Annotated in this window: 38 protein-coding genes; 4 read left to right on the forward strand and 34 right to left on the reverse strand. The window is 62.1% G+C overall.

All coding sequences use genetic code 11. The annotated features are described in order from the left end of the window. Window positions 1-61 precede the first annotated feature (61 nt). Window positions 62-913 carry a formyltetrahydrofolate deformylase gene (gene purU, locus ACU4IU_RS02970; RefSeq protein ID WP_420095749.1) on the forward strand — a complete coding sequence of 284 codons (852 nt, stop codon included), beginning with the start codon at window positions 62-64 and terminating at the stop codon, window positions 911-913. 119 nt (window positions 914-1,032) lie between these two features. Continuing rightward, window positions 1,033-2,553, forward strand: a complete 1,521-nt coding sequence (gene putP, locus ACU4IU_RS02975; protein WP_434594469.1) for a sodium/proline symporter PutP — start codon at window positions 1,033-1,035, stop codon at window positions 2,551-2,553. A 465-nt stretch (window positions 2,554-3,018) separates the two neighbouring features. Here the strand turns inward: putP and rplQ are convergent, their stop codons facing one another. The 6 genes from rplQ to infA all read right to left on the reverse strand — a co-directional run bounded on the left by rplQ (window position 3,019) and on the right by infA (window position 6,173). Then, window positions 3,019-3,567 (reverse strand): 50S ribosomal protein L17, encoded by a 549-nt coding sequence (gene rplQ, locus ACU4IU_RS02980; RefSeq protein WP_139468543.1) that lies wholly within the window; start codon window positions 3,565-3,567, stop codon window positions 3,019-3,021. Between the two features lie 23 nt (window positions 3,568-3,590). Continuing rightward, window positions 3,591-4,589, reverse strand: coding sequence for a DNA-directed RNA polymerase subunit alpha (locus ACU4IU_RS02985; protein WP_025777903.1), 999 nt, complete (start codon window positions 4,587-4,589; stop codon window positions 3,591-3,593). Window positions 4,590-4,742: 153 nt separating this feature from the next. After that, window positions 4,743-5,147, reverse strand: a complete 405-nt coding sequence (rpsK, locus tag ACU4IU_RS02990) for a 30S ribosomal protein S11 (protein WP_025777904.1) — start codon at window positions 5,145-5,147, stop codon at window positions 4,743-4,745. 51 nt (window positions 5,148-5,198) lie between these two features. Then, window positions 5,199-5,567 carry a 30S ribosomal protein S13 gene (gene rpsM, locus ACU4IU_RS02995; protein WP_025777905.1) on the reverse strand — a complete coding sequence of 123 codons (369 nt, stop codon included), beginning with the start codon at window positions 5,565-5,567 and terminating at the stop codon, window positions 5,199-5,201. 212 nt (window positions 5,568-5,779) lie between these two features. After that, window positions 5,780-5,893, reverse strand: a complete 114-nt coding sequence (rpmJ, locus tag ACU4IU_RS03000; protein WP_009884960.1) for a 50S ribosomal protein L36 — start codon at window positions 5,891-5,893, stop codon at window positions 5,780-5,782. A 58-nt stretch (window positions 5,894-5,951) separates the two neighbouring features. Continuing rightward, on the reverse strand, window positions 5,952-6,173 hold the full coding sequence (gene infA, locus ACU4IU_RS03005; RefSeq protein WP_009379245.1) for a translation initiation factor IF-1: 222 nt from the start codon (window positions 6,171-6,173) through the stop codon (window positions 5,952-5,954). A gap of 367 nt (window positions 6,174-6,540) precedes the next feature. Between infA and ACU4IU_RS03010 the strand changes: the two genes are divergently transcribed. Further along, window positions 6,541-7,686, forward strand: a complete 1,146-nt coding sequence (locus ACU4IU_RS03010; RefSeq protein ID WP_376906952.1) for a MalY/PatB family protein — start codon at window positions 6,541-6,543, stop codon at window positions 7,684-7,686. Between the two features lie 58 nt (window positions 7,687-7,744). Here ACU4IU_RS03010 and ACU4IU_RS03015 read toward each other — a convergent pair whose 3' ends face one another. After that, complete coding sequence (locus tag ACU4IU_RS03015) at window positions 7,745-8,629, reverse strand: PaaX family transcriptional regulator (protein WP_446655855.1); 885 nt, start codon at window positions 8,627-8,629, stop codon at window positions 7,745-7,747. 78 nt (window positions 8,630-8,707) lie between these two features. On the opposite strand from ACU4IU_RS03015, the gene ACU4IU_RS03020 reads away from it, so the two are divergent. Continuing rightward, window positions 8,708-8,947, forward strand: coding sequence for a hypothetical protein (locus ACU4IU_RS03020; protein WP_139468546.1), 240 nt, complete (start codon window positions 8,708-8,710; stop codon window positions 8,945-8,947). 9 nt (window positions 8,948-8,956) lie between these two features. On the opposite strand, the gene map is transcribed toward ACU4IU_RS03020, so the two are convergent. The 27 genes from map to rpsL all read right to left on the reverse strand — a co-directional run bounded on the left by map (window position 8,957) and on the right by rpsL (window position 26,417). Continuing rightward, window positions 8,957-9,793: a type I methionyl aminopeptidase gene (gene map, locus ACU4IU_RS03025; RefSeq protein ID WP_446655856.1), complete on the reverse strand. Its 837-nt coding sequence runs from the start codon at window positions 9,791-9,793 to the stop codon at window positions 8,957-8,959. Continuing rightward, window positions 9,790-10,356: an adenylate kinase gene (locus ACU4IU_RS03030; RefSeq protein ID WP_446655857.1), complete on the reverse strand. Its 567-nt coding sequence runs from the start codon at window positions 10,354-10,356 to the stop codon at window positions 9,790-9,792. The genes map and ACU4IU_RS03030 overlap by 4 nt, the downstream gene beginning before the upstream one ends. 49 nt (window positions 10,357-10,405) lie before the next feature. Next, window positions 10,406-11,707: a preprotein translocase subunit SecY gene (secY, locus tag ACU4IU_RS03035; RefSeq protein ID WP_446655858.1), complete on the reverse strand. Its 1,302-nt coding sequence runs from the start codon at window positions 11,705-11,707 to the stop codon at window positions 10,406-10,408. 348 nt (window positions 11,708-12,055) lie between these two features. Beyond that, a complete protein-coding gene (gene rplO / locus ACU4IU_RS03040; protein WP_101546948.1) occupies window positions 12,056-12,508 on the reverse strand; it encodes a 50S ribosomal protein L15 in 453 nt (150 codons plus the stop codon). Window position 12,509: 1 nt separating this feature from the next. Then, window positions 12,510-12,692, reverse strand: coding sequence for a 50S ribosomal protein L30 (gene rpmD / locus ACU4IU_RS03045; RefSeq protein ID WP_025777914.1), 183 nt, complete (start codon window positions 12,690-12,692; stop codon window positions 12,510-12,512). Continuing rightward, window positions 12,692-13,375: a 30S ribosomal protein S5 gene (gene rpsE / locus ACU4IU_RS03050; protein WP_446655859.1), complete on the reverse strand. Its 684-nt coding sequence runs from the start codon at window positions 13,373-13,375 to the stop codon at window positions 12,692-12,694. Before rpsE ends, rpmD begins: the two co-directional genes overlap by 1 nt. Then, entirely contained in the window at window positions 13,372-13,752 is a 381-nt protein-coding gene (gene rplR, locus ACU4IU_RS03055) for a 50S ribosomal protein L18 (RefSeq protein ID WP_092015640.1), read from the reverse strand. The genes rpsE and rplR overlap by 4 nt, the downstream gene beginning before the upstream one ends. A 2-nt stretch (window positions 13,753-13,754) precedes the next feature. Then, window positions 13,755-14,291: a 50S ribosomal protein L6 gene (rplF, locus tag ACU4IU_RS03060; RefSeq protein ID WP_025777917.1), complete on the reverse strand. Its 537-nt coding sequence runs from the start codon at window positions 14,289-14,291 to the stop codon at window positions 13,755-13,757. Window positions 14,292-14,308: 17 nt separating this feature from the next. After that, the gene (rpsH, locus tag ACU4IU_RS03065) at window positions 14,309-14,707 is read right to left on the reverse strand and encodes a 30S ribosomal protein S8 (RefSeq protein ID WP_025777918.1); all 399 of its coding nucleotides are present in this window, start codon (window positions 14,705-14,707) and stop codon (window positions 14,309-14,311) included. A gap of 67 nt (window positions 14,708-14,774) precedes the next feature. Then, window positions 14,775-15,344 (reverse strand): 50S ribosomal protein L5, encoded by a 570-nt coding sequence (gene rplE, locus ACU4IU_RS03070; protein ID WP_039206325.1) that lies wholly within the window; start codon window positions 15,342-15,344, stop codon window positions 14,775-14,777. Beyond that, window positions 15,344-15,712, reverse strand: a complete 369-nt coding sequence (gene rplX / locus ACU4IU_RS03075; protein ID WP_139468550.1) for a 50S ribosomal protein L24 — start codon at window positions 15,710-15,712, stop codon at window positions 15,344-15,346. Before rplX ends, rplE begins: the two co-directional genes overlap by 1 nt. A 2-nt stretch (window positions 15,713-15,714) precedes the next feature. Continuing rightward, window positions 15,715-16,083: a 50S ribosomal protein L14 gene (gene rplN / locus ACU4IU_RS03080; RefSeq protein WP_025777921.1), complete on the reverse strand. Its 369-nt coding sequence runs from the start codon at window positions 16,081-16,083 to the stop codon at window positions 15,715-15,717. 144 nt (window positions 16,084-16,227) lie between these two features. Further along, on the reverse strand, window positions 16,228-16,515 hold the full coding sequence (gene rpsQ / locus ACU4IU_RS03085) for a 30S ribosomal protein S17 (RefSeq protein ID WP_139468551.1): 288 nt from the start codon (window positions 16,513-16,515) through the stop codon (window positions 16,228-16,230). After that, window positions 16,515-16,766, reverse strand: a complete 252-nt coding sequence (gene rpmC, locus ACU4IU_RS03090; RefSeq protein ID WP_025777923.1) for a 50S ribosomal protein L29 — start codon at window positions 16,764-16,766, stop codon at window positions 16,515-16,517. The genes rpsQ and rpmC overlap by 1 nt, the downstream gene beginning before the upstream one ends. A 2-nt stretch (window positions 16,767-16,768) precedes the next feature. Further along, window positions 16,769-17,185, reverse strand: a complete 417-nt coding sequence (rplP, locus tag ACU4IU_RS03095; RefSeq protein WP_025777924.1) for a 50S ribosomal protein L16 — start codon at window positions 17,183-17,185, stop codon at window positions 16,769-16,771. A gap of 3 nt (window positions 17,186-17,188) precedes the next feature. Further along, the gene (rpsC, locus tag ACU4IU_RS03100; protein ID WP_139468552.1) at window positions 17,189-18,004 is read right to left on the reverse strand and encodes a 30S ribosomal protein S3; all 816 of its coding nucleotides are present in this window, start codon (window positions 18,002-18,004) and stop codon (window positions 17,189-17,191) included. Beyond that, the gene (gene rplV, locus ACU4IU_RS03105; RefSeq protein WP_025777926.1) at window positions 18,004-18,390 is read right to left on the reverse strand and encodes a 50S ribosomal protein L22; all 387 of its coding nucleotides are present in this window, start codon (window positions 18,388-18,390) and stop codon (window positions 18,004-18,006) included. Before rplV ends, rpsC begins: the two co-directional genes overlap by 1 nt. Window positions 18,391-18,432: 42 nt before the next feature. Beyond that, a complete protein-coding gene (gene rpsS, locus ACU4IU_RS03110; RefSeq protein ID WP_025777927.1) occupies window positions 18,433-18,714 on the reverse strand; it encodes a 30S ribosomal protein S19 in 282 nt (93 codons plus the stop codon). A gap of 15 nt (window positions 18,715-18,729) precedes the next feature. Continuing rightward, a complete protein-coding gene (gene rplB, locus ACU4IU_RS03115) occupies window positions 18,730-19,566 on the reverse strand; it encodes a 50S ribosomal protein L2 (RefSeq protein ID WP_025777928.1) in 837 nt (278 codons plus the stop codon). A gap of 30 nt (window positions 19,567-19,596) precedes the next feature. Then, entirely contained in the window at window positions 19,597-19,896 is a 300-nt protein-coding gene (rplW, locus tag ACU4IU_RS03120; RefSeq protein ID WP_025777929.1) for a 50S ribosomal protein L23, read from the reverse strand. Beyond that, window positions 19,893-20,546 (reverse strand): 50S ribosomal protein L4, encoded by a 654-nt coding sequence (gene rplD, locus ACU4IU_RS03125; RefSeq protein ID WP_139468553.1) that lies wholly within the window; start codon window positions 20,544-20,546, stop codon window positions 19,893-19,895. Before rplD ends, rplW begins: the two co-directional genes overlap by 4 nt. A gap of 5 nt (window positions 20,547-20,551) precedes the next feature. Further along, window positions 20,552-21,226, reverse strand: coding sequence for a 50S ribosomal protein L3 (rplC, locus tag ACU4IU_RS03130; RefSeq protein ID WP_101546942.1), 675 nt, complete (start codon window positions 21,224-21,226; stop codon window positions 20,552-20,554). 11 nt (window positions 21,227-21,237) lie between these two features. Beyond that, the gene (gene rpsJ, locus ACU4IU_RS03135) at window positions 21,238-21,546 is read right to left on the reverse strand and encodes a 30S ribosomal protein S10 (RefSeq protein WP_009379191.1); all 309 of its coding nucleotides are present in this window, start codon (window positions 21,544-21,546) and stop codon (window positions 21,238-21,240) included. A 511-nt stretch (window positions 21,547-22,057) separates the two neighbouring features. Next, entirely contained in the window at window positions 22,058-23,251 is a 1,194-nt protein-coding gene (gene tuf, locus ACU4IU_RS03140; RefSeq protein WP_139468554.1) for an elongation factor Tu, read from the reverse strand. A gap of 116 nt (window positions 23,252-23,367) precedes the next feature. Further along, entirely contained in the window at window positions 23,368-25,473 is a 2,106-nt protein-coding gene (gene fusA / locus ACU4IU_RS03145) for an elongation factor G (protein WP_172173599.1), read from the reverse strand. 99 nt (window positions 25,474-25,572) lie between these two features. Continuing rightward, window positions 25,573-26,043 (reverse strand): 30S ribosomal protein S7, encoded by a 471-nt coding sequence (rpsG, locus tag ACU4IU_RS03150; protein ID WP_039206341.1) that lies wholly within the window; start codon window positions 26,041-26,043, stop codon window positions 25,573-25,575. Further along, complete coding sequence (rpsL, locus tag ACU4IU_RS03155; RefSeq protein WP_025777935.1) at window positions 26,043-26,417, reverse strand: 30S ribosomal protein S12; 375 nt, start codon at window positions 26,415-26,417, stop codon at window positions 26,043-26,045. The genes rpsG and rpsL overlap by 1 nt, the downstream gene beginning before the upstream one ends. Between the last annotated feature and the right edge of the window lie 456 nt (window positions 26,418-26,873).

Genomic DNA, 26,873 nt, shown 5'->3' on the forward strand with positions numbered 1-26,873 from the left:
CGCCATCCGGATGCCGACTCGGAGTGGGCGTTGAGCGCAGCCACCGATTAGGATCGAGTCCATGAGCTGCGAATGGATCCTGAGAGTCACCTGCCCCGATTCGACCGGCATCGTCCACGCCGTGACCGGGGTGCTCGCGGGCCTGGGCGGCAACATCACCGAATCCCAGCAGTTCTCCTCCCCCGATTCCCGTCAGTTCTTCCTGCGCCTGCAGTTCTCGACGCCTGCAGAGACCACGGCCCAGACCGTGGAAGAGGCACTCGCCGAGGTGGCTCCCCGGTTCGCGATGACTGTGAGCCTGCAACCGGTGGAGAAGAAGACCCGCACCCTGATCATGGTGTCCAAGGCCGCGCACTGCCTCAACACTCTGCTGTTCCGGCATTCGGCCGGTCAGCTGCCCATCGACATCGTCGGCGTCGCCGGCAACCATGCCGATCTGCGTCCGCTCGCCGAATTCCACGGCCACGATTTCCACCATATTCCGATCACCCGGGAGACGAAGGCCGACGCCGAGGCGAGGCTCTCGACTCTCGTCGATGACCTCGAGGTCGAACTCATCGTCTTGGCCCGATACATGCAGATCCTCTCCCCCGACCTCTGCGCCCGCCTCGAGGGCCGGGTCATCAATATCCACCATTCGTTCCTGCCGAGCTTCAAGGGCGCAAAGCCCTACCATCAGGCGCATGCCCGAGGCGTGAAGATCATCGGCGCGACTGCCCACTACGTCACCAGTGACCTCGACGAGGGGCCGATCATCGAACAGGATGTGGCCCGCGTCGATCACAATCAGGCGATCGCCGATTTCGTCCGGCACGGTCAGGACGTCGAAGCGGCCGTGCTCGCTCGGGCCGTCGCTTGGCATGCCGAAGGCCGCGTGCTCATGGACGGCCATCGCACCGTCGTCTTCGACTGAGCCTGCCGCTCCAGCAGTGTCGCTGTGTACTCTCGCAACAAGGAGGTGCACAGGAAATTCACACCTGCGACCTCTTGTCCTGTAAGGTCGGCTCGGCCTATCGAAGGAGCTGAGCTCAAATGTCGGAAACCACTTTCCGCACGATCGCGATCGTCCTCTACTTCATCGGCATGCTGGCCATCGGCTGGTTTGCCTACCGCAAGACGAAGAACAACCTCGACGACTACATGCTCGCGGGACGTGGACTGCGACCCAGCGTTGCCGCGCTGAGCGCCGGCGCCTCCGATATGTCGGGGTGGCTGCTCATGGGTCTGCCCGGCGCCATCTACGTCTCCGGGCTCATCGAAGCCTGGATCGCTATCGGCCTGACCGTCGGCGCCTGGGTCAACTGGAAGATCGTCGCGCCTCGGCTGCGTGCGTTCACGGAGAAGGCCGGCGACTCGATCACGATCCCCAGCTTCTTCGAACAGCGGCTCAAAGACCGGACACGACTGCTGCGCATCGTCTGCGGCATCATCATTCTGGTCTTCTTCACCTTCTACGTCTCGTCGGGCATGGTGGCGGCCGGCAAATTCTTCGAGTCGAGCTTCGGACTCAACTACCTCGGAGGAATGCTCCTCGTCGCCGCGATCACGATGATCTACACCCTCTTCGGCGGATTCCTCGGCGCGACTCTCACGGATGTCGCCCAGGGTCTGCTGATGTTCGCTGCTCTGGTGGCTGTGCCGATCGTCGCCGTCATCAACGCCGGCGGGCCGACGACGGTAGTCAACAACGTCACCGAAATCGATCCCGGTCTGCTCAGCCTCTTCGGCTCAGACGAATTCTGGACCTTCGCGACGATCGCGTCGATCGTGTCCGCCCTGGCCTGGGGACTGGGCTACTTCGGCCAGCCGCACATCATCGTGCGCTTCATGGCCCTGCGCACTCCCGCCGATGCCACCGTCGCTCGGCGCATCGGCGTCGGCTGGATGGCGATCTCGGCGCTCGGTGCCGTCGCCACCGCCATCGTCGGCATCTCCTACTTCTCTCAGCACGCGGATATGGAACCCGCAGACGCCGAAACCGTCTTCCTCGACCTCGCGCAGATCCTCTTCCACCCGTTCATCGCCGGCCTCGTCTTGGCTGCGGTACTGGCAGCCATCATGTCGACGATCTCCTCGCAGCTCGTCGTCACGTCGTCAGCGCTCATCGAGGATCTGTTCAAGATCGTCGCCCTGCGCACCGGATCCACGAGAACGCTGCAGGACAAGACCTACGTACTGCTCGGCCGCCTCGGCGTGCTCGTCGTCGCCGTCATCGCAGTCGTCCTCGCGATCTCACCATCGAACAGCATCCTCGACCTCGTCGCCTTCGCGTGGGCAGGCTTCGGCGCCTCCTTCGGGCCGATCGTCCTGCTCACTCTGTTCTGGAAGCGTCTGAGCAACTGGGGCGCCCTGTTCGGTCTGCTCTCCGGCGCGGTCGTGGCCTTCGTCTGGGGCCAGGTGAGCACCCCGATGACGGATGCGATCTACGAGATCATTCCCGGCTTCATCGTCAACCTCATCGTCGCCGTGGTCGTCAGTCGCTTCACCTACAAGCACGATGAGGCCTCTGACATCGAATTCGACGAATCCGTGGAACTCTCCCGTGTGAGGTGAGAACCGACGCGTGAAGCGAGAGCCGACGCGAACTGATCGAGGGCCGGGACACGACGGTGTTCTGGCCTTCGTCATATCGAGACGTCAGTTTGGCCCATGGCTTACTTACCGTCGGCGCACTGAACGGATCGCGGTACGTCTGCAGATGCCTGCCCGATCAGACGGGGCGCCGGTCACTCATGCGGTGACATCACATTGCGTTGAGAACCTCAGGTTGCGTACCGGAGTAATCGCTCTTCGTTCCAATCATCTGAATCGAAACCGATGATTGGAACGAAGAGCAATCAATCACGCCGAGGTGGTCGGACAGGTGCGTGAAAACTGACCCCACCGAGGCGGCCTGCACGTCCTCGTCGATCCTCGCGCCAGCGGTGAATACACTTCAGGCGGGCACCTGTGACGGTGCCCGCCTGAAGTGTGTGACTCACGGCTGCGGAGATCCGAGCCGTGAGTCGGTCGAGGAGCTTACTTCTCCTCGGCAGCCTCGGAGGACTCTTCAGCGGTCTCGGCGTCAGCCTCGGCTGACTCTGCCTCGACTGCGGCGTCTTCGGCCGGAGCCTCGTCGACGACCTCAGCCTCAGCCGGTGCCTCTTCTGCCGGAGCGGCAGCGGCGGTGGCCTGTTCGGCTTCCTTCACGGTTGCCTGCTTCGGCGAGTAGGGCTCGAGGACCAGTTCGATGACGGCCATCGGGGCGTTGTCGCCGGGACGGGGGCCGATCTTGGTGATACGGGTGTATCCACCGGGACGCTCGGCCATCGTTTCGGCGATCGAGGTGAAGAGCTCGTGCACGATCGACTTGTCGGAGATCTGGCCGAGCACGCGACGACGTGCGGCCAGGTCACCCTTCTTGGCGTTCGTGATCATGCGCTCGGCAACCGGACGCAGGCGCTTGGCCTTCGTCACAGTCGTCTTGATCTGCTTGTGCTCGAACAGCTGGGCTGCCAGGTTGTTGAGCATCATGCGCTCGTGTGTGGGCGAACCGCCGAGGCGGGGACCCTTGGTTGGGGTTGGCATTGTCAGTTACTCCTAGGTCTTAATCAGTACTGTTCGTCTTCGACGTAGGACTGGTCCTCATCAACGAGACCGGCTTCGAACCCGGCAGGACTGTCCTTGAGGCTCAGGCCGAGCTCGTTGAGCTTCGCCTTGACCTCGTCGATCGACTTCGAACCAAAGTTGCGGATATCCATCAGGTCGGCTTCGCTGCGAGCAACGAGTTCGCCGACGGTGTGGATGCCTTCGCGCTTGAGGCAGTTGTAGGAGCGCACGGTCAGGTCGAGATCTTCGATCGCCAGCGCCAGGTCGGCGGCGAGTGCCGCGTCCACAGGCGAGGGTCCGATCTCGATACCTTCAGCTTCGACGTTGAGCTCTCGAGCCAGGCCGAAGAGTTCGACCAGGGTCTTGCCCGCAGATGCGATGGCATCGCGCGGGGTCATCGAGGGCTTGGTTTCGACGTCGAGGACCAGACGATCGAAGTCGGTGCGCTGTTCGACACGCGTGGCTTCGACCTTGTAGGTGACCTTGAGAACCGGGGAGTAGATCGAATCGACCGGAATCCGGCCGATCTCTGCATCCGCGTTCTTGTTCTGAGCGCTCGAAACGTATCCGCGTCCACGTTCGATGGTCAGTTCCATGTCCAGACGACCCTCACCATTCAGTGTGGCGATGTGCAGGTCCGGATTGTGGATCTCGACCCCGGCAGGAGCAGAGACATCGGCAGCGGTCACGGTGCCAGGTCCCTGCTTGCGCAGGTAGGCGACGACCGGTTCGTCGAATTCGGACGATACGACCAGGGACTTCAGGTTGAGGATGAATTCTGTGACATCCTCTTTGACTCCCGGCACGGTGCTGAACTCGTGGAGCACTCCGTCGATCCGGATGGACGTGACGGCGGCACCAGGGATCGAGGACAGCAGGGTCCGGCGAAGCGAGTTGCCGAGGGTGTAGCCGAATCCGGGCTCGAGCGGTTCGATGGCGAACCGTGAGCGGTTATCGGAGACGACTTCTTCCGTGAGCGTTGGGCGCTGTGCAATGAGCACGTGGGCTTCCTTTCAGCGAACATCCGCTATATGACGTTCGCACTGCACGTCATGGCCTTAAAGGCCATGAAGAACGGTTCGGGTTATCTGGGAATCCGTTCTGCGACCGATGTCGGGATCTCACCCGTCATCCGTTGCAGTTCCACGGAAGGATCAGCCGCGGCGGCGCTTGGGGGGACGGCAGCCGTTGAACGGAACGGGAGTGACATCCTGGATGGTTCCCAGTTCCAGGCCGGCGGCCTGCAGCGAACGGATGGCGGTCTCGCGGCCCGAGCCCGGTCCCTTGACGAACACGTCGACCTTCTTCAGGCCGTGTTCCTGCGCCCGGCGAGCAGCCGATTCAGCAGCCATCTGAGCGGCGTACGGGGTCGACTTGCGCGAACCCTTGAAGCCGATCTCACCTGAGGAGGCCCAGGAGATGACAGCACCGGTCGGATCGGTGATCGACACGATGGTGTTGTTGAAGGTTGATTTGATGTGGGCCTGGCCGGCAACGATATTCTTCTTCAGCTTGCGGCGAGGCTTGCGCACTGTAGCGGCGCGTGACTTGGGAGGCATATGTCCTACTCCTGATCGAGGTGGTTGGCCTCAGCCAACCGAGTGAGCGTGTTACTTCTTCTTACCGGCCACGGTGCGCTTCGGTCCCTTGCGGGTACGCGCATTCGTCTTGGTCCGCTGACCGCGAACCGGCAGACCGCGGCGGTGACGCAGGCCTTCATAGCTTCCGATTTCGACCTTGCGGCGGATATCGGCGGCCACCTCACGACGGAGGTCACCCTCAACCTGGAATGTGCCCTCGATGTAGTCACGCAGCTGGACGAGCTCTGCGTCGCTCAAGTCCTTCACACGGGTATCAGGGCTGATTCCCGTTTCGGTCAGGGTCTGGCGCGCACGGGTGCGGCCCACACCATAGATGTAAGTCAAGGCGACTTCCACGCGCTTTTCACGCGGGATGTCGACTCCGGCAAGTCGTGCCATGGGTACTGTCTCCTGTTGTTGTTTCGGAGGTGCTGATGCAAACCTGTCCTTGGTCTCCCAAGGTCTCCGGCCCCCGACCGGAGGTATCGTCCTGTGTCCGTTCCCCGGAAGCTCTCACTTCTCATGGCTCCGAACGCAGATGGCGAGGTTTGCGCGGGTGTGGTGCTGCTGAGGCTCCGCTGTGGAGCCTCGATCTGCTCGAAACGAGCTGCTCAGCCCTGGCGCTGCTTGTGGCGCGGGTTGGAGCAGATGACGATGACCCGGCCGTGACGGCGGGTAATCTGGCAGTTCTCGCAGATCTTCTTGACGCTGGGCTTAACCTTCATCGTTTTTCCTTCTTTCGGTCCCTGCCCGGCCGGACAGGACGCGAATGATCGAAGATCCTTACTTGTAGCGGTAAACGATTCGTCCGCGCGAGAGATCGTATGGAGACAGCTCCACAATGACCCGGTCCTCGGGAAGGATGCGGATATAGTGCTGACGCATCTTTCCGGAGATATGTGCGAGCACCTTGTGCCCGTTGCTCAGCTCAACCCGAAACGATGCGTTCGGCAGAGCCTCGACAACGGTGCCTTCGATCTCAATGACCCCTTCTTTTTTGGCCATATCGTTCGCTAACCTCGTATTCCCGCGAAACCTTCGCGTTCGACGTAATCGTGTATCACCGACTCAATGCCGGTGACCCCTCGGTCTGCAGTCCTCGTCACCACATAAAAGAAGTGGATGGCAGAAGCCGCCCACATCTGAAAAAGGGTGAGTTGAATGAGAACAGACCAATCATCAACCCTACACTACGGAGAAAGAATCTTCCACACGGTGTTCGCTTCTGAGCGTGAAGTCCCTTACAATCCCATCTTCGCCGAGGCGGCGCACCGTTCCCATGTCCCCTGACGACGAATGGACCGCACCTCGGCCGCCCCGACTGCTAGCGTGAGAACCGCACCCGACGCAGTCCCCGAAGAGGAGTACAGAGATGTCCGATTTCGATGCCATCACCGAGGAGTCCCTTGTCGCGAAGGGCGGCCGCAAGTGGTCGTCCTTCCCCGGCTCCATCGGCGCCTTCATCGCCGAGATGGACTTCGGGGTGGCTCCCGCGGTGCGGCAGTCGCTGCAGACCATCGACGATCGCGACCTCTACGGCTATGCTCCCGCCGACCTGACCGCTGACTTGAGAACATCGACCTCGCGTTTCTGCTCCGAGCACTACGGGTGGCGGATCCCCGTCGGTCATATCGAACCGGCCAGTGATGTGCTGGCCGCGTTCCTCGGCGTCCTCACCCACCTCACCCCACCGGACACTCCGATCGTGCTGCCGACACCGGCTTATATGCCGTTCTTCGATGTCGCGCGAGTGACCGGCCGCGAGCTCATCGAAGTCCCGATGCTGCGATCGGAGTCCGGCTGGTCATTCGACCTCGATGCCATCGCCTCTGCCCTCACTCCCGGAGCCACGTTCGTCCTGTGCAATCCGCACAACCCGATCGGCAAGGTCTGCACCGAGGCCGAACTGCTGGCCCTCGCCGACGTCGTGGAGAAGGCCGGTGCCCGGGTGTTCTCCGATGAGATCCATGCACCGGTCGTCTACGCCCCCGCGCGGCACATTCCGTATGCCACTCTCACCGAGGCGACCGCCGCCCACACCGCCACCGCGACAGCCGCATCGAAGGCCTTCAACATCCCCGGCCTCAAATGTGCCCAGCTCATCCTCACCTCCCCCAGCGACCGTGAGGTCTGGGCGAAGAAGGGACAGTTCGTCTCCGGAGCCGCGTCGAACCCGGGGATACTCGCCACCACCGCCGCCTACACGCATGCGAATGACTGGCTGAGCGAAGTCACCGGCTACCTCAAAGGCAACCGCGACCACTTCACCGATCTCGTCGGGTCACTGCTGCCGGGTGCCGCCTATATCGAACCGGAAGGCACTTATCTGGCCTGGCTGGATCTGCGCGGCTATGGACTGGAGTCGAACCTGTCCGATCACATCCGATCCCGCGCCGAGGTGGCCGTGACCGAAGGTCGACTCTGCGGTGAGGTCGGGGCCGGACATATCCGCTTCAACTTCGCACTCCCCCGACCTCTGCTCACCGAAGCGGTCAAGAGGATCGCCCGGATACTCTGACCACCATGCCCTGGGCCCTCTGACCGACATGTCCAATGGCCTCCACAACCGACACTGATCAGTCTTCGGGCAGCCATTCGATGAGTTCGAAGGATGAGCTTGCTCCCGCGCACTCGCGGATCAGCCGATCGAAGCGCAGATAGTATTCGAGATTGCACTGCCGCATCAGCGCACGGAACCGCAAAGCCGGCTGAGTCCCGTCGACGAGAGTTTCCGGCAGCAGCGGGTGGGTCATCACTGCACGGGCGACGTCGTAGTACAGATCGAAGAAGCTTCCCAGGCTCAGCCCTGCGCAACCCGTGCCGGGTGCCGAACCCCCCGAACTCAATGCGTTCATGCGCTCTTCCAGAGGCGGCAGCTGGGCGAGAGCCGCGTCGAGTTCGAATGCCCGAGTCGTCATCCTGCGTGCCGCCGCGAGGGACTCGGGGGTCAGCACTCCGGCCTCTGACCAGCCGGGAACAGGGATGTGGGGCAGTCTCTTCGAGAGCAGTCTGGACTGGTCTGCGAAGCCGATGAGGATTCCCGGTCTCAGCTGTCTGTATCCCAAGCTCCGCGCAATGTACTGCAGTCGGTCGCGCAGTCCGCGTTCAGCTTCCGGAACCGAATACACGATGGTGTGGAAGCGCCCCGCATAGTCGGGGAAGACGTGATCGCCTGCGATGTCACCGAAATCTGAGAGGATCTGTTCGCTCAGACGGTAGATGGAGACCCGCCCGATTCGTTCGCTGCTGATGATGCCTCGTTGGACCATCCGTACGAGCTGATTGTGAACGCTCGAGGAGGAATACCCGTGTTCACGCAGCACGCTGACGATGACGGGTCCCGGCAGTCCACTGGCTTGCAGGCACCCGAAAACGGAGACCACGTCGAAGGCGATCCGCGTCATCCGATACCGATCGCCCACATCTGTCCGACGTTTCGGGACATTGTGGACACTCGTCATGGCCGGATTCTACCGTGAAGACACAAGGATCGGTGCCGACAGGACCGAGATCGCAGCCAAGCGACGAGGAGCCACGACATGGATGACGAGAAGCACACACTGGATCAGCGCGCCTACCAGACGGCCCGCACCTCCGGACTGCTGGCGGGAGCGATCACGGCTTTCATCGCCTTCTGCGCATTCCAGATCTTCGGATTCACCATCGCCGAGACGGCCACGTGGATGTTCGCACTCGCACTGATGGCGGCGTCCGGAACCTTCGCCGCAGTCTACTTCGTCGGCAGGTCTGCCCTGAGAAAGCAGATGCCGGCCGCCTGAGTTCTCCCCTCAGGCGTCTTTCGGAGCCACGGGAGTGATTCCGAACGGCGCCAGCCCGGCCGCTCCCCCGTCGGCGGCTGTGAGTACCCAGACTCCCCCATCATGGCGGGCCACGCTGTGTTCCCAGTGGCTCGCCCGTGACCCATCCGCCGTCACGACAGTCCAGTCGTCGGCGAGAGTGCGCGTGTCCGCACCTCCCGTGGTGAGCATCGGCTCGATCGCCAGGCACATTCCGGGCTTGATCTTCGGGCCGTTCGAGCGTGCACGGTAGTTGAGGACCTCAGGCGCCATGTGCATGGAAGTGCCGATGCCGTGTCCGGTGAATTCCTCGACGAGGCCCAGGTGGGGGAATGATTCGGAGACGAAGTCATCGATGGCGTCGCCGATGTCGCTGACCTTCGTACCGGTCGCGAATGCCGCGATGCCTGCCCACATAGCCGCCTCGGTGGCAGACGACAGCTCACGGTCGGCTGCAGTGCCTGCTTCTTCGCCGCCGACGATCATCGTCAGCGCCGAGTCCCCGTGAAAGCCGTCGACGACGGCGCCGCCGTCGATCGACACGATGTCCCCGGCGTTGAGGACACGGGATCCCGGGATGCCGTGGACGATCTCCTCGTTCACGGATATGCACACGACCGCAGGGAATCCCTGATAGCCCTTGAAGTTCGAGCGGGCGCCGGCGGCGTCGATGACGGCTTCCGCAGCGGCGTCCACCTCGGCGGTGGTGGCTCCGGGAACGGCCGCGGACCGGGCCGCTGAGAGCACTTCTGCTGTCAGCTGCCCGGCCCGATGCATGAGCTCAAGCTCTGCGGGAGTCTTCAGCTCGATACGTGGTCCGAAGATCATCGAATGGTCGAGAGGATGCGCTCGGTGATGTCGTTGACTTCGCCGAGTCCGTCGACCTGGCGAAGCAGACCGCGGCTGCGGTAGATATCGGTCAGCGGTTGGGTCTGCTCTTCGTAGACGTCGAGGCGATGGCGGATGACGTCTTCGCTGTCGTCGCTGCGGCCCTCGGTCTGAGCACGCGCGAGGAGACGAGCGACGACCTCGTCGGTGTCGGCGGTGAGCTCGACCACGTGCTCGATCGCCTTATCCTCTGTAGCGAGGATCCTGTCGAGTTCGTCGACCTGGGCGCTGGTGCGGGGATACCCATCGAGGAGGAAGCCTTCGGCTGCGTCATCCTGTGCCAGTCGATCGGCGACCATCGAGTTCGTGACCTCGTCGGGCACGTACTCGCCGGCATCCATGTAGCGCTTGGCCAGCTTGCCCAGTTCGGTCTCACCCTTCACATTCGCCCGGAAGATGTCTCCGGTCGAGATGGCCGGGACGCCGAGCGCCTCGGACAGGCGTGCGGCCTGGGTGCCCTTGCCGGCGCCGGGAGGGCCGATCAGGATGATGCGTGAACTCATAAGGTGTCCTTCCAATGGGATGTCCGCTGAACGTCAGCGTCCGGTCGAATCAGCGCAGCAGACCCTCGTAGTGGCGCTGCTGCATCTGCGCGTCGATCTGCTTGACCGTTTCGAGGCCGACGCCGACGACGATCAGCAGTGAGGTGCCGCCGAACGGGAAGTTCTGGTTGGCGTTGATGAGCACCAGAGCGATCAGCGGAATGAGGGCGACGAAAGCCAGGTAGAGCGAGCCGGGGAAGTTGATGCGGCTGAGTACGTAGCTGAGGTACTCGGCGGTCGGGCGACCGGCACGGATACCGGGGATGAAGCCGCCGTACTTCTTCATATTGTCCGCGACCTCTTCAGGGTTGAAGGTGATCGCTACGTAGAAGTAGGCGAAGAAGATCGTCAGCAGCGCATACACGGTGATGTAGAGAGGATGGTCACCGCGGGTGAAGTAGGTGTTGATCCATTCGACTGCCTTGGATTCCGGGTCGAGGAACTGCGAGATCAGATTCGGCAGGTAGAGCACCGAGGAGGCGAAGATGACGGGGATGACACCGGCCATATTCACCTTGATCGGGATGTAGGTCGACGTTCCGCCGAACATCCGACGTCCCACCATGCGCTTGGCGTACTGGACGGGGATCCTGCGCTGCGACTGCTCGACGAAGACGACGAGGGCGATGAGGACGAGTCCGACGGCCATGACGATGATGAAGATGTCGACACCCTGCTCGCGGAAGATCGCACCGAGCGAGGACGGGAAGGCAGAAGCGACGGACGTGAAGATGAGCAGCGACATTCCGTTGCCCACACCGTGTTCGGTGATCTGCTCGCCCAGCCACATGATCAGGCCGGTTCCTGCGGTCAGGGTGAGGACGAGGACGGCAATGCCCCACCAGGTGTCGTTGGCGATGAGATCCTGGCAGTTCTGGACGTCGCCGAACAGTGCACCGGAGCGCACGGTCGCCACGAGGGTCGTCGAGTTGAGGATCGCGAGGCCGATGGTGAGGTAGCGAGTGTACTGAGTCAGCTTCGCCTGGCCAGAGGCACCTTCCTTATGGAGGGCTTCGAAGCGAGGAATGACCACTCGCAGCAGCTGGACGATGATGCTCGCGGTGATATACGGCATGATGCCCAGGGCGAAGATCGACAGCTGCAGCAGCGCGCCGCCGCTGAAGAGGTTGATCATGGCGAATCCGCCCTCATTGAGCTGAGGCGAAGCCACGCACTCCTGCACCTTGGTGTAGTCGATTCCAGGCGAAGGAATGAACGAGCCGAGTCGGAAGATGACAAGAATGCCCAGGGTGAAGAGGAGTTTCTTCCTCAGGTCGGGCGTTCTGAAGGCCCTCCGGATTGCGCCGATCAAGCGTCCTCCTCGTTGGGGGATGAAAAGTCAGAGTCGTGGTCGCGACCTGGCGATTGAGACAAATACCTGCAAAAGACTACCAGGGTATGCCCTCCAGGCCGAAACCGGCGAAGCCCCGCGGCGACTCGGCGCAACCTGTGTTCGAGGCGGTCACAGAGCGGTTTCAGACAGGGGTTGAGATCGCATCGGAGCGGTTTCACGCGGTGTTCGAGAGGGCGTCTGGCCGGTCTCGGCCTGGTATGCGGACCACCGCCGCCGGCGTTCAGGGATGCAGAAGGGGGCGGCCACCGAAGTGACCGCCCCCTTTGACCAGCGTTGAAGCCGGGAATCCGTTCCGAGTGGAACGGATCAGGCCTCGTTGGTGCTTCCGCCTGCAGCCTTGATCTTCTCGGCTGCGGAGCCGGAGAACTTGTCTGCAGTGATGTTCAGGGCAACGGTGATCTCACCGGTGCCGAGAACCTTGACGGGCTGCTTTGCACGCACAGCGCCCTTCTCCACGAGATCGGCGACGGTGACGTCTCCGCCCTCGGGGAACAGGCTGGACAGCTTGTCGAGGTTGACAACCTGGAACTCCACCTTGGCGGGGTTCTTGAATCCACGCAGCTTGGGCAGACGCATGTGCATCGGGGTCTGGCCGCCCTCGAAGCCGTGCGGAACCTGGTAGCGGGCCTTCGTGCCCTTGGTTCCGCGTCCGGCGGTCTTACCCTTCGAAGCCTCACCACGACCGACACGGGTCTTGGCGGTCTTGGCTCCGGGAGCAGGGCGCAGATCGTGCAGCTTCAGCGAGTCGTTGTTCGACATATCAATCGACCTCTTCCACAGTCACGATGTGGCGGACAGCGTTGATCATTCCCCGGATCTCGGGGCGATCTTCCTGCACCACAACGTCGTTGGTCCGCTTGAGACCGAGCGAACGCAGCGTGTCACGCTGGCTCTGACGGTATCCGATTGCGGACTTGCGCTGAGTAATCTTGAGCTTTGCCATCAGGACTTCGCCCCACTTTCAGCAGCTGCTCGCAGCAGTGCGTGCGGAGCAACTTCGTCGACGGGCAGGCCACGGCGAGCCGCGACCTCTTCCGGACGCTCAAGGCCCTTCAGCGCGGCGATCGCAGCGTGCACGATGTTGATCGCGTTCGCCGAGCCCAGCGACTTGGACAGGACGTCCTGGACGCCTGCCGCATCGAGGACCGCACGAACGGGTCCACCGGCGATGACACCGGTACCCGGAGCGGCCGGACGCAGCAGGACGACGCCTGCGGCTTCCTCGCCCTGGATAGGGTGCGGAATGGTCTTCTGGATGCGGGGAACGCGGAAGAAGTTCTTCTTCGCTTCCTCGACACCCTTGGCGATGGCGGCAGGAACTTCCTTCGCCTTGCCGTAGCCCATGCCGACCATGCCGTCGCCGTCACCGACCACGACGAGAGCCGTGAAGGAGAACCGACGTCCACCCTTGACGACCTTCGACACGCGGTTGATCGTGATGACGTGTTCGATGAACTGGTTCTTGTCTTCACGGTCGTTGCGACCACCGCGTCCACGGCCTTCGCCGCGTCCGCGACCCTGACCGCCCTGTCCACCCTGGCCGCGGCCACGGGAGGAACGGTCACCGCTGTTGTCGGTGCGGGTCTCAGCAGTTGTCTGCTGTTCCTTGTTCTCTTCAGTGCTCATAGGGCCAATCCTCCTTCACGGGCACCTTCGGCGATTGCCTGCACACGGCCGTGGTAGGCATTGCCTCCACGGTCGAAGACGACGGAATCGATTCCGGCGTCCTTGGCGCGCTGAGCAACCAGCTCGCCCACCTTGCGGGCTTTGCCGGTCTTATCGCCTTCGAATGTCCGCAGGTCGGCTTCCATGGTGGAGGCCGAGACCAGGGTCTTGCCGACGGTGTCGTCGATGACCTGGACGAAGACGTGGCGCGTGGAGCGAGTCACTGAGAGGCGAGGGCGCTCGGTCGTGCCGCTGACATGCTTGCGCAGTCGAGCGTGACGACGCTTGCGAGCAGCTGCCCTGCCTTTGCCGTAGCTTTCCTTCTTGCCAAAGGCCATCGTTACTTACCAGCCTTTCCGACCTTGCGACGGACGATTTCGCCGGCGTAGCGCACACCCTTGCCCTTATAAGGCTCGGGCTTGCGCAGCTTCCGGATGTTGGCAGCGGTCTCACCGACGAGCTGCTTGTCGATTCCGTGGACAGCAACCTTGGTCTGACCGTCGACGCTGAAGGAGATTCCCTCCGGCGGTTCGACGACGATCGGGTGGCTGTAGCCGAGGGCGAACTCGAGGTTCGATCCCTTGGCCAGGACACGGTAACCGGTTCCGACGATCTCGAGGGCCTTGGAGTAGCCATCGGTCACACCGACGATCATGTTGTTGATGAGCGTGCGGGACAGTCCGTGCAGAGAACGCGATTCGCGCTCTTCGTCCGGACGGGCAACCGTGATGACACCGTCTTCGAGCGATACGGTGATCGGCTCGGCGATGGTGACGGACAGCTCGCCCTTAGGTCCCTTGACGGCGACATCCTGGCCGTCGACCTTGACCTCGACGCCGCTGGGAACGGAGATCGGGTTCTTGCCAATACGTGACATGTTCTTCTCTCCTTCCTTTACCAGACGTAGGCGAGGACTTCCCCACCCACACCCTTCTTGGCGGCCTGACGGTCCGTCAGGAGGCCTGACGAGGTCGACAGGATGGCGATGCCGAGGCCGCCGAGAACCTTGGGCAGGTTCGTGGACTTCGCGTAGACGCGCAGTCCCGGCTTCGACACACGGCGCAGGCCGGCGATCGAACGTTCCCGGTTGGGTCCGAACTTCAGGTCCAGGAGCAGAGTCTTGCCGACTTCGGCGTCTTCGACGCTCCAGCCGGTGATGTAGCCCTCGGTCTTGAGGATCTCGGCGATGTTCGACTTGAGCTTCGAGAACGGCATACTGACGTCCTCGTGATAAGCCGAGTTGGCGTTGCGCAGACGCGTAAGCATGTCTGCGACTGGATCAGTCATTGTCATTTGGGCACTTGCCCTTCCTCGTTACGGTTTCCGCCCACGTACTGTGCTTGGACCTGCAACGTAGCGATTATTTTTGTTTGAACGGGAACCCGAGGTGACGCAGCAGTGCACGTCCCTCGTCGTCGGTTGCCGCGGTGGTGACGACGGTGATATCCATACCGCGGACGCGGTCGATCCGGTCCTGATCGATCTCGTGGAACATGGACTGTTCGGTGAGGCCGAAGGTGTAGTTACCGTTTCCGTCGAACTGACGATCCGAGAGTCCGCGGAAGTCGCGGATACGCGGCAGTGCCAGAGTGATGACGCGGTCGATGAACTCCCACATCCGGGCTCCACGCATGGTGACGTGGGCGCCGATGGGCTGACCTTCGCGCAGCTTGAACTGTGCGATGGACTTGCGGGCACGGGTCACGACAGGCTTCTGACCGGTGATCAGAGTCAGGTCGTTGATCGCGCCTTCGATCATCTTGGAATCGCGTGCTGCGTCACCCACACCCATGTTCACGACGACCTTGGTCAGTCCGGGAACCTGCATGGGGTTGGCGTAGTTGAACTCTTCCTGCAGCTTCGCAACGATCTCTTCGCGGTAAATCTGCTTGAGACGCGGTGCGGGACGGCTGGTGGTTGTTTCCGTCATCAGATCTCCTCCCCGGTGCGACGCGAGATGCGAACCCGAACGGTCTTGGTGCGACCGTCGCGCTCGACGCTCTCTTCGCGGTATCCGACGCGGGTGGGCTTGTTGTCCTTGGGATCAACGAGCGCCACGTTGGACACGTGGATGGGGGCTTCGTGGGTCTCACGGCCACCAGCGGTGCCGCCGGCCTGAGTCTGCGTAGCCTTCTTGTGCTTGATCACGCGGTTGACGCCCTCAACGAGGACGCGGTTGCGTTCGGGGTAGACGGCAAGAACCTTGCCCTGCTTGCCACGATCGCCACCACGGGACTGCCGAGCGCCGGCGATGACCTGGACGAGGTCGCCCTTCTTGATCTTGAGCTTGTTCGCCATGCTCACAACACCTCCGGTGCCAGGGAGACGATCTTCATGAACTTCTTGTCGCGGAGTTCGCGTCCCACGGGCCCGAAGATACGGGTTCCGCGTGGTTCCTCATCGTTCTTGAGGATGACAGCTGCATTCTCATCGAACTTGATGTAGGAGCCGTCGGGACGACGACGTTCCTTGGCAGTGCGAACGATGACGGCCTTGACGACGTCACCCTTCTTCACATTGCCGCCAGGGATTGCATCCTTGACGGTAGCCACGATGGTGTCACCGATCGAGGCGTAGCGCCGACCGGAGCCACCCAGGATCCTGATTGCCAGGATCTGCTTGGCGCCAGTGTTGTCGGCGACTTTGAGTCGCGACTCTTGCTGAATCACTATTTTCTCCTGTCGTCGCGCTGGTTCTCACGCCTGAGCGCGAGCCTTGCGGAACGGATTCATTGACATTTCACCCCGTTCCCGGTAGCCGCCCACGGCCTGCAGGAGGCCGCGGGCGGGACCGGGTGGGTGGGGTGGCGTTGACTACTTGGCGCGTTCGACGATTTCGACGAGCCGCCAACGCTTCGCGGCCGAAAGGGGCCGCGTCTCGGCCACGAGGACGAGGTCGCCGATGCCGGCGGTGTTCTCTTCGTCGTGAACCTTGTACTTGACCGACTTGCGCATGACCTTGCCGTAGAGGCGGTGCTTCATGCGCTCCTCAACCTCGACGACGATGGTCTTGTCCATCTTGTCGGATACGACGTAGCCACGTGCGGTCTTGCGGGAGTTGCGTTCCGCAGCAGTGGACTCGGTGTTCGTGGTCTCCGCCATCACTTGCTCTCTTCCTTGGCATCAGCGGGGTTCGGACGGATGTCCAGCTCCCGTTCGTTGAGCACGGTGTAGATACGAGCGATGTCGCGACGCACGGCCTTGAGGCGACCGTGGCTCTCCAGCTGGCCGGTGGCCGACTGGAAACGCAGGTTGAACAGCTCGGCCTTGGCCTTCTTGAGCTCTTCCTGCAGACGCTCGTTGTCGTAACCGTCAAGCGCGTCGATGGAAAGGTTCTTCGAACCGATAGCCATTCTCACTCACCACCTTCGCGGGCCACGATACGGGCCTTCAGCGGAAGCTTATGGATCGCCAGGCGCAGAGCCTCGCGAGCAACTTCCTCGGACACACCGCCGAGTTCGAACATGACTCGACCGGGTTTGACATTGGCGATCCACCACTCCGGCGAACCCTTACCGGAACCCATGCGGGTTTCGGCAGGCTTCTTCGTCAGCGGGTGATCAGGGTAGATGTTGATCCACACCTTGCCGCCGCGCTTGATGTAGCGGGTCATGGCAATACGTGCGGCCTCGATCTGACGGTTGGTGACGTAAGCCGGCTCGAGAGCCTGGATGCCGTAGTCACCGAAGGACACCGTCGTGCCTCCCTTGGCGGCGCCGCCCCGGTTGGGGTGGTGCTGCTTGCGGAATTTCACTCGACGAGGGATCAGCATTTCTCAGCCCTCCGATCCGGCCTCAGCCGCGGGGGCTTCGGCGCTGTTCTCAGTATTACGGGCCTGGTCGCCACGGCGCGGTGCGCCTTCCTGACCACGTCCGCGGCCTCCACGACCGCGCCCACGGCCACGCGGGCCACGAGCAGCAGGAGCCTTGGCCTGCTCGGCGGCAAGCTCCTTGTCGGTCATGTCGCCCTTGTAGATCCACACCTTGACGCCGATGCGTCCGAAAGTGGTGTGGGCTTCGTGAACGCCGAAGTCGATGTTCGCGCGCAGGGTGTGCAGCGGCACACGACCTTCGCGGTAGAACTCGGACCGGCTCATCTCAGCACCGCCGAGGCGGCCCGAGCACTGAACGCGGATGCCCTTGGCACCTGCGCGCTGGGCGCTCTGGATCGCCTTGCGCATCGCGCGGCGGAAGGCCACGCGGCTGGCGAGCTGCTCGGCAACACCCTGGGCGACGAGCTGAGCGTCGACCTCGGGGTTCTTCACCTCAAGGATATTGAGCTGAATCTGCTTGCCGGTGAGCTTTTCGAGCTGACCGCGGATGCGGTCTGCTTCGGCTCCGCGACGGCCGATGACGATGCCCGGGCGTGCGGTGTGGATGTCGACGCGGACACGGTCACGCGTGCGCTCGATGTTGACCTTCGAGATGCCGGCCCGTTCGAGGCCGGTGTTCATCATCTGGCGGATCTTGACATCTTCGAGCACGTAGTCGCGGTAGCGCTGCCCCGGCTTGGTCGAGTCAGCGAACCACTTCGACTTGTGATCCGTGGTGATTCCGAGTCGGAATCCATTCGGATTGATCTTCTGGCCCATTAACGGTTCCCCTTCCGGCTCTTGCGCTGAGGCAGGTCGTCACCGCTGGCCAGGACCACTGTCACGTGGCTGGTGCGCTTCTCAATGCGAAAAGCGCGACCCTGGGCACGCGGACGGAACCGCTTCATGGTCGGCCCCTCGTCCACGAAGGCTTCGGAGATGACCAGTTCGTTCTCGTCGAACGCAACGCCTTCCTCGTCGGCCCGGACACGCGCATTGGCGATGCCGGAGGCCACGAGCTTGTAAATCGGATCTGATGCCGACTGTTCTGCAAACTTCAACACTGCAAGTGCTTCGGTCGCCTGCTGACCACGAATGAGGTCGATGACGCGCCGAGCCTTGCGAGGCGTAACGCGCAGGTACCGCGCCTTAGCCTTGGCTTCCATCGCTTCCTTCTCTCTTCTCTAGGATCGAAAGAGTGCCCCGCCTCAGCGGCGGCGACCCTTGCGATCGTCCTTTTCGTGGCCACGGAACGTCCGTGTCGGTGCGAACTCGCCGAGCTTGTGTCCGACCATCGACTCAGTGATGAAGACGGGGACATGCTTGCGTCCGTCATGTACTGCGATGGTGTGTCCCAGGAAGTCCGGGATGATCATCGAGCGACGAGACCATGTTTTGATGACATTTTTGGTGTTCTTCTCGTTCTGACGAGCCACCTTCTGGAAGAGGTGTTCGTCGACGAAAGGACCCTTTTTGAGGCTACGAGGCATAAGTCAGTACTCCAATCAGCGCTTCTTGCCGGTCCGGCGACGGCGCACGATGTACTTGTCGCTCTCTTTGTTCGGCCGGCGTGTGCGGCCCTCCAACTGACCCCACGGGCTGACTGGGTGACGACCACCCGAAGTACGGCCCTCGCCACCACCATGCGGGTGGTCGATCGGGTTCATCACGACACCGCGGACGGTCGGGCGCTTGCCCTTCCAACGCATGCGGCCTGCTTTGCCCCAGCTGATGTTCGACTGCTCGGCATTGCCGACCTCGCCGATCGTCGCACGGCAGCGCGCATCGACGTTGCGGATCTCGCCCGAAGGCATCCGCAGCTGTGCGAAACGGCCGTACTTCGCCACGAGCTGCACGGACGAACCGGCAGAGCGAGCGATCTTGGCACCGCCACCGGGACGCATTTCAACTGCGTGCACCACGGTGCCGACTGGGATATTGCGCAGGGCAAGGTTGTTGCCCGGCTTGATGTCTGCACCCGGACCGGCTTCCACCTGTGCGCCCTGCTTGAGGTTCTGCGGGGCGATGATGTAGCGCTTCTCTCCGTCTGCATAGTGCAGCAGAGCGATGCGAGCCGTACGGTTCGGGTCATATTCGATGTGTGCGACCTTCGCCGGAACGCCATCTTTGTCATGGCGGCGGAAGTCGATGACACGGTACTGACGCTTGTGACCGCCGCCCTGATGGCGGGTGGTCACGCGTCCCTGGCTGTTGCGGCCGCCGCGCTTGGGCAGCGGGCGCAGAAGCGACTTCTCCGGTGTAGACCGGGTCACTTCGACGAAGTCGGCGACCGACGAGCCACGGCGGCCCGGGGTCGTCGGCTTGTGCTTACGGATTCCCATGAGTCTTGTCCTTCTTTGACGAAGGATCGCTTAGAGCGATCCACCGAAGATGTCGATCGATCCGTCCTTGAGGGCGACAATGGCACGCTTGGTGTCCTTGCGCTTTCCCCAACCGGTGCGGGTGCGGCGGCGCTTGCCCTGACGGTTCAGGGTGTTGACCTTGGCGACCTGCACATCGAAGATCGTTTCAATGGCTTGCTTGATCTCGGTTTTGTTCGAGTCCTGGTCGACGAGGAAGGTGTACTTGCCTTCGTCCATCAGGCTGTAGGTCTTCTCCGAGACGACCGGTGCGACGATGATGTCGCGCGGGTCCTTGAAGTTCAGACTCATGATGCGTCCTCCGATTTGCGGTTTCCGCTCAGGAACGCGGCAAGAGCTGCCTCGGTGAACACGATGTCGTCGGCGAGCAGCACATCATAGGTGTTGAGCTGATCGGCGGTGAGCACGTGGACGTGGGGCAGATTGCGCACGCTCAGGTAGGTGAGCTCGTCGTCACGATCGAGCACCACGAGGGTGTTCTTGCGTTCGGACAGACCGGCCAGTGCGGCCTTCGCCTGCTTGGTCGACGGGGCGTCGCCGGTGACCAGGTTCTTCATCACGAAGACCTGATCGAGGCGTGCACGATCCGACAGGGCTCCGCGCAGAGCGGCGGCCTTCATCTTCTTGGGGGTCCGCTGCGAGTAGTCGCGCGGGACCGGTCCGTGCACGATTCCACCGCCGTTGTACTGGGGAGCGCGGATCGAACCCTGACGGGCGTTGCCGGTTCCCTTCTGACGGTAGGGCTTGCGACCGCCACCGCGAACTTCGGAGCGGGTCTTCGTCTTGTGCGTACCCTGACGGGCCGCAGCCAGCTGTGCAACGACGACCTGGTGGATCAGGGGCACATTGGTCGGCACACCGAAGACCTCGGCGGGCAGATCAACGGAGCCGGCCTTGGCACCAGCGGCATCGATGACGTCGACTGTCTTGACATCAGTCATGACGTTCAGGCCTCCTTCGCGGCCGAGCGAACGAGGACGACTCCACCCTTGGGGCCGGGAACGGCGCCCTTGATGAGCAGGAAGTTGTTCTCGTTGTCCACGGCGTGGATCGTGAGGTTCTGGGTGGTGTGCTTGACAGCGCCCATACGGCCGGCCATGCGCATACCCTTGAACACGCGACCAGGTGTCGCGGCTCCGCCGATCGAACCTGGCTTGCGGTGGTTGCGGTGCTGACCGTGGGAGGCACCGACACCGGAGAAGCCGTGACGCTTCATGACACCGGCGGTTCCCTTGCCCTTGGTCTTCGCGGTCACATCAACCTTGAGTCCGGCTTCGAACGTGTCGACGCCGAGTTCCTGGCCGAGCGCGTAGTCAGCAGCATCTGCAGTGCGCAGCTCGACGAGGTGACGGCGTGGGGTCACACCGGCCTTCTCGAAGTGGCCTGCAGTCGGCTTGTTGACCTTGCGAGGATCGATCTCGCCGAACGCGATCTGCACAGCGGGGTAACCATCGGTTTCCTCGTTGCGGACCTGGGTTACGACGTTGTTACCGGTGGCCACCACGGTCACCGGCACGAGGTTGTTCTGCTCATCCCAGACCTGGGTCATGCCCAGCTTGGTTCCCAGAAGGCCCTTGACCTTGCGGGTGGTCGGGAGAGCGGATGAACGAGTGTTCGCCATTGCTGCCTCCCTTAGAGCTTGATCTCGATGTTGACGTCGTCAGCGAGGTCGAGACGCATCAGCGAATCGACTGCCTTCGGCGTCGGGTCGACGATGTCGATCAGACGCTTGTGCGTGCGCATCTCGAAATGCTCACGGCTGTCCTTGTATTTGTGCGGCGAACGGATGACGCAGTAAACGTTCTTCTCCGTTGGCAACGGCACGGGGCCCACAACAGTCGCACCTGCGCGAGTGACGGTGTCCACGATCTTGCGTGCAGCACTGTCAATCACAGCGTGGTCGTACGACTTGAGCCGAATGCGGATCTTCTGTCCCGCCATGGCGTCGTCTCTTTCTTTAGTTGCTTCCGGCCATCAACTCGCAGAGTGTCGGAGACTCTCTGCCGTCTGTGCCGGCTGACCATGACCGACCCCCGAGGTCGGGCGTGTCGGCTGGTTCTGGCGGAGAAATTCTCACTTCTCCCCCAAGCGCCGACGGCGCTTCTACTCATTGGCTGCTCGGTCCGAACCCGCATCATGCAGATTCATCGATCCGATAGTGTTTCAGGCTGTTCGCGGTATCACTACCGCAGTGCAGGGGTCAACGCCCAAAACGCAACTTCACTATCTTGTCATAGAGCACTTCACCCGCGCAATTCCGGGGACGGCGGCTGTGAGGGAACTCTCAAGGACGGCGCGAACCCGAATCATGCCGGTCCCCATTCTGACGGCGCTGCGGAACTTCCCCAAACTGCATCATCCTACCGGTGCTCGGCTGTTACGGTCCGAACATGCGGAAGGGCCGCAGTTCCGAAGAACTGCGGCCCTAGCCGGTGGTACTCAGTGAGTCAGATCAGGCGTTGATCTTGGTGACTCGACCGGCGCCGACGGTGCGTCCACCCTCGCGGATAGCGAAGCGGAGGCCGTCCTCCATAGCGATCGGCTGGATGAGCTCGACCGACATGTCGGTGTTGTCGCCGGGCATGACCATCTCGGTGCCCTCAGGCAGCGTGATGACGCCGGTGACGTCCGTGGTCCGGAAGTAGAACTGCGGACGGTAGTTCGAGTAGAACGGGTTGTGACGTCCGCCCTCGTCCTTGCTCAGGATGTAGACCTGAGCTTCGAACTTGGTGTGCGGGGTGATCGAACCCGGCTTCACGATGACCTGACCGCGCTCCACGTCTTCGCGCTTGGTGCCGCGCAGAAGCAGACCGACGTTCTCACCTGCACGGGCATCCGGCAGGGTCTTGCGGAACATCTCGATGGCGGTGACGGTCGTCTTGGACGACTTCTCCTTGATGCCGACGATTTCGATTTCGTCGTTCGGCAGGAGGACGCCGCGCTCGACACGACCGGTGACGACGGTTCCACGACCGGTGATCGTGAAGACGTCCTCAACAGGCATGAGGAACGGCTTGTCGACATCGCGCTCCGGCTCGGGAACGTTCTCGTCGACGGCTTCCATGAGTTCCTGAACGCTCTTGACCCACTTCTCGTCGCCTTCCAGCGCCTTGAGAGCGGACACCGGGACGACAGGAGCGTTGTCTCCGTCGAATTCCTGGCTGGAGAGCAGATCGCGAACCTCGAATTCGACGAGCTCGAGGAGCTCTTCGTCATCGACCATGTCGGACTTGTTCAGAGCCACGACGATGTAGGGAACGCCGACCTGACGAGCGAGCAGCACGTGCTCACGGGTCTGGGGCATCGGGCCGTCGGTGGCGGCAACGACGAGGATCGCACCGTCCATCTGAGCGGCACCGGTGATCATGTTCTTCACGTAGTCGGCGTGACCCGGGGCATCGACGTGAGCGTAGTGACGCTTCTCCGTCTGGTACTCAACGTGCGAGACGTTGATGGTGATGCCGCGCTCCTTCTCCTCAGGTGCGTTGTCGACCTGGTCGAAGGCGCGAGCCTCGTTGAGATCCGGGTACTGATCCGCCAGGACCTTGGTGATCGCAGCGGTCAGGGTGGTCTTTCCGTGGTCAACGTGGCCGATGGTGCCGATGTTGACGTGCGGCTTAGTCCGTTCGAAACTAGCCTTTGCCACTGGGTTCCTCCTCGTGGTTGTCAAAAGATATGCGGTTCATATCTTAGACCTTTTGTTGGTTATCTTTCATTCCGGCGACCATGTTCTTGATCACCGGGGCGACCGGAATTCGGAGATTACTCTCCGCCGCGCACCTTCTGGATGATCTCCTCGGCAACAGCCTTCGGGACCTCCGCATAGCTGGAGAACGTCATCGAGTACACCGCACGGCCCTGGGTCTTCGACCGCAGATCACCGATGTAACCGAACATCTCCGAGAGCGGGACCACAGCCTTGACGACCTTCACACCGGAAGCATCGTCCATCGACTGAATCTGTCCACGCCGGGAATTCAGGTCGCCGATGACGTCACCCATGTATTCCTCAGGGGTACGCACCTCGACGTCCATGACCGGTTCGAGAAGAACCGGGTTCGCCCGCTGGACAGCCTCCTTGAAGACCATCGAGCCGGCGATCTTGAATGCCATCTCCGAAGAGTCGACATCGTGGTAGGCGCCGTCGACCAGAGTGGCCTTGACTCCCACCATGGGGTAACCGGCGAGGGCACCGAACTGCATGGCGTCCTGGATGCCGGCGTCGACGCTCGGAATGTACTCGCGCGGAACGCGTCCGCCCGTGATGGCATTCTCGAACTCGTAAATCGTATCGCCTTCGACCTCGAGGGGCTCGAAGGTGACCTGGACCTTCGCGAACTGTCCCGATCCACCCGTCTGCTTCTTGTGGGTGTAATCATACTTCTCGACAGTGCGACGGATGGTCTCACGGTAGGCGACCTGCGGTTTGCCGACGTTCGCCTCGACCTTGAACTCGCGACGCATGCGGTCGACGAGGATGTCGAGGTGCAGCTCGCCCATTCCGCGGATGACGGTCTGGCCGGTCTCGTCGTCAAGCTCGACCTGGTATGTCGGGTCTTCCTTGACGAACTTCTGGATGGCCGAGGACAGCTTCTCCTGGTCGCCCTTGGTCTTCGGCTCGATGGCCACGGAGATCACAGGCTCCGGGAAGGTCATCGATTCGAGAGCGATCGGGTTCGCCGGGTCGCTCAGGGTGTCGCCCGTCGTGGTCTCCTTGAGACCGATAAAGGCGTAGATGTGACCTGCGAATGCCTCTTCGACAGGGTTCTCCTTGTTGGAGTGCATCTGGAAGAGCTTCCCGATGCGCTCCTTCTTGCCCGACGAGGTGTTGAGCACCTGATCACCGGACTTGACGTGACCGGAGTACACGCGCACGTAGGTCAGCGATCCGAAGAACGGGTGCGAGGCGACCTTGAAGGCCAGAGCCGAGAACGGCTCGTCCGTCGAAGGCTTGCGGGTCAGTTCCTCTTCATCGTTGTTCGGGTTGTGTCCGATCATCGGAGGCACGTCGAGCGGCGACGGGAGGTAGTCGATGACCGCGTCGAGCATGGGCTGCACGCCCTTGTTCTTGTACGCGGAACCGCACATGACCGGGAAGGCCTCGGACTTGATGACGAGTTCGCGGATGCCGGCCTTGACGTCAGCCGTCGTGAGCTCTTCGCCCTCGAGGTACTTCTCCATGAGCTCCTCCGAGCTCTCGGCGACGTCCTCGACGAGCTGCGCACGGTACTGAACAGCCTTGTCCTTGAGATCCTCGGGGATCTCGATCTCGGTGATGTCCTGACCCATCTTGGTCTCATCGGGCCAGACATAGGCCTTCATCTCAAGCAGATCGACGATACCGGCGAAGTCGCTTTCGGCACCGATCGGCAGCTGAATGACCAGCGGCTTCGCGCCGAGACGTTCCTTGATGGTGTCGACGGTGAAGTAGAAGTCAGCACCGAGCTTGTCCATCTTGTTGACGAAGCAGACGCGCGGAACGTCGTACTTGTCGGCCTGACGCCACACGGTCTCGGACTGGGGCTCAACGCCCTCCTTGCCGTCGAACACAGCGACAGCGCCGTCGAGGACGCGCAGCGAACGCTCGACCTCGACCGTGAAGTCAACGTGACCGGGGGTGTCGATGATGTTGATCTGATTATCGTGCCAGTAGCAGGTCGTCGCGGCCGACGTGATCGTGATGCCGCGCTCCTTCTCCTGGTCCATCCAGTCCATGGTGCCGGCGCCGTCGTGGGTCTCGCCCATCTTGTAGTTCACGCCGGTGTAGAAGAGGATGCGTTCGGTCGTAGTTGTCTTACCGGCATCGATATGGGCCATGATGCCGATATTACGGACCTTGTTCAGGTCGCTGAGCACGTCAAGTGCCACGGTGTCTCTCTCTCAATCGATGATTTGCTCGACTCCCCTGCGCTGCCGGCCGACAGAACTCGCGGACGAGGTCCGCCGACCGGCGCACAGGGCAGGCGATTACCAGCGGTAGTGGGCGAAGGCCTTGTTGGACTCGGCCATCTTGTGAGTGTCCTCGCGGCGCTTGACTGCTGCGCCGAGGCCGTTGCCGGCGTCCAGGATCTCATTCATGAGTCGTTCGGTCATGGTCTTCTCACGGCGCTGGCGGGAGTATCCCACGAGCCACCGCAGAGCCAGGGTGGTCGAACGAGCCGGACGAACATCAATCGGCACCTGGTAGGTCGCGCCGCCGACACGGCGGGAGCGGACCTCGAGGGACGGACGGATGTTGTCGAGAGCCTTCTTCAGGTTGACAACGGGGTCGTTGCCGTTCTTCTCGCGGGTGCCTTCGAGGGCACCGTAGACGATCCGCTCTGCGGTCGAGCGCTTGCCGTCGAGCAGGATCTTGTTGATCAGCTGCGTGACGAGCGGTGAGCTGAAGACCGGGTCAACGACGATCGGTCGCTTGGGTGCAGGACCTTTACGTGGCATTACTTCTTCTCCCTCTTCGCACCGTACTTGCTGCGGGCCTGCTGGCGACCCTTGACACCCTGGGTGTCGAGCGAACCGCGGACGATCCGGTAGCGAACACCGGGCAGATCCTTGACGCGGCCACCGCGCACGAGCACGATCGAGTGCTCCTGCAGGTTGTGTCCCTCGCCCGGGATGTATGCGGTCACTTCGATCTGGCTCGAAAGCTTGACACGAGCGACCTTGCGAAGAGCCGAGTTCGGCTTCTTGGGGGTAGTGGTGTACACACGGGTGCACACTCCACGACGCTGCGGGCTGCCCTTGAGGGCAGGAGCGTCCGATCCTGCTGTATTGACATGCCGTCCCTTGCGGACGAGCTGTTGGATAGTCGGCACTAAGCGTTCTCCATTTGCTTCTCGATAGACCTAATTCCCAATTCCGGCCACGACCGCAGTCGTCTCTGTGAACCGTGGGACATATCCGACCGGACACCGGGTGAAGCTTGGCTCCCGATGCCAGTAACCACGCGAGTCATCGACCCCTGCGCCCGGGTGTGTCGCAAGGACACGGAAGAGCAGCGACGACTTCTCGGCGGCCTGCAGCGACGACTTCTCTCAAGGATTCCGGGCCTCACAGAACACCCGGCAGGATCGATCGACGACGCAGATAACACAATCAGTCGCCTACCAGAATATCTCTCTCGAGCACGTCTGGTCAAAATGGCGATCATGCATCCTACCCCGCCCTGCCGCGGAAATCACGCTCCAGATGGTTCACCCCGAGGATCACGCCTCTCACCTCGGACGACTCAGAACCACGTGATGTTCCTCAACTGCCGTCGAACCGCACCA

The sequence above is a fragment of the Brevibacterium sp. CSND-B09 genome, from assembly GCF_052906525.1.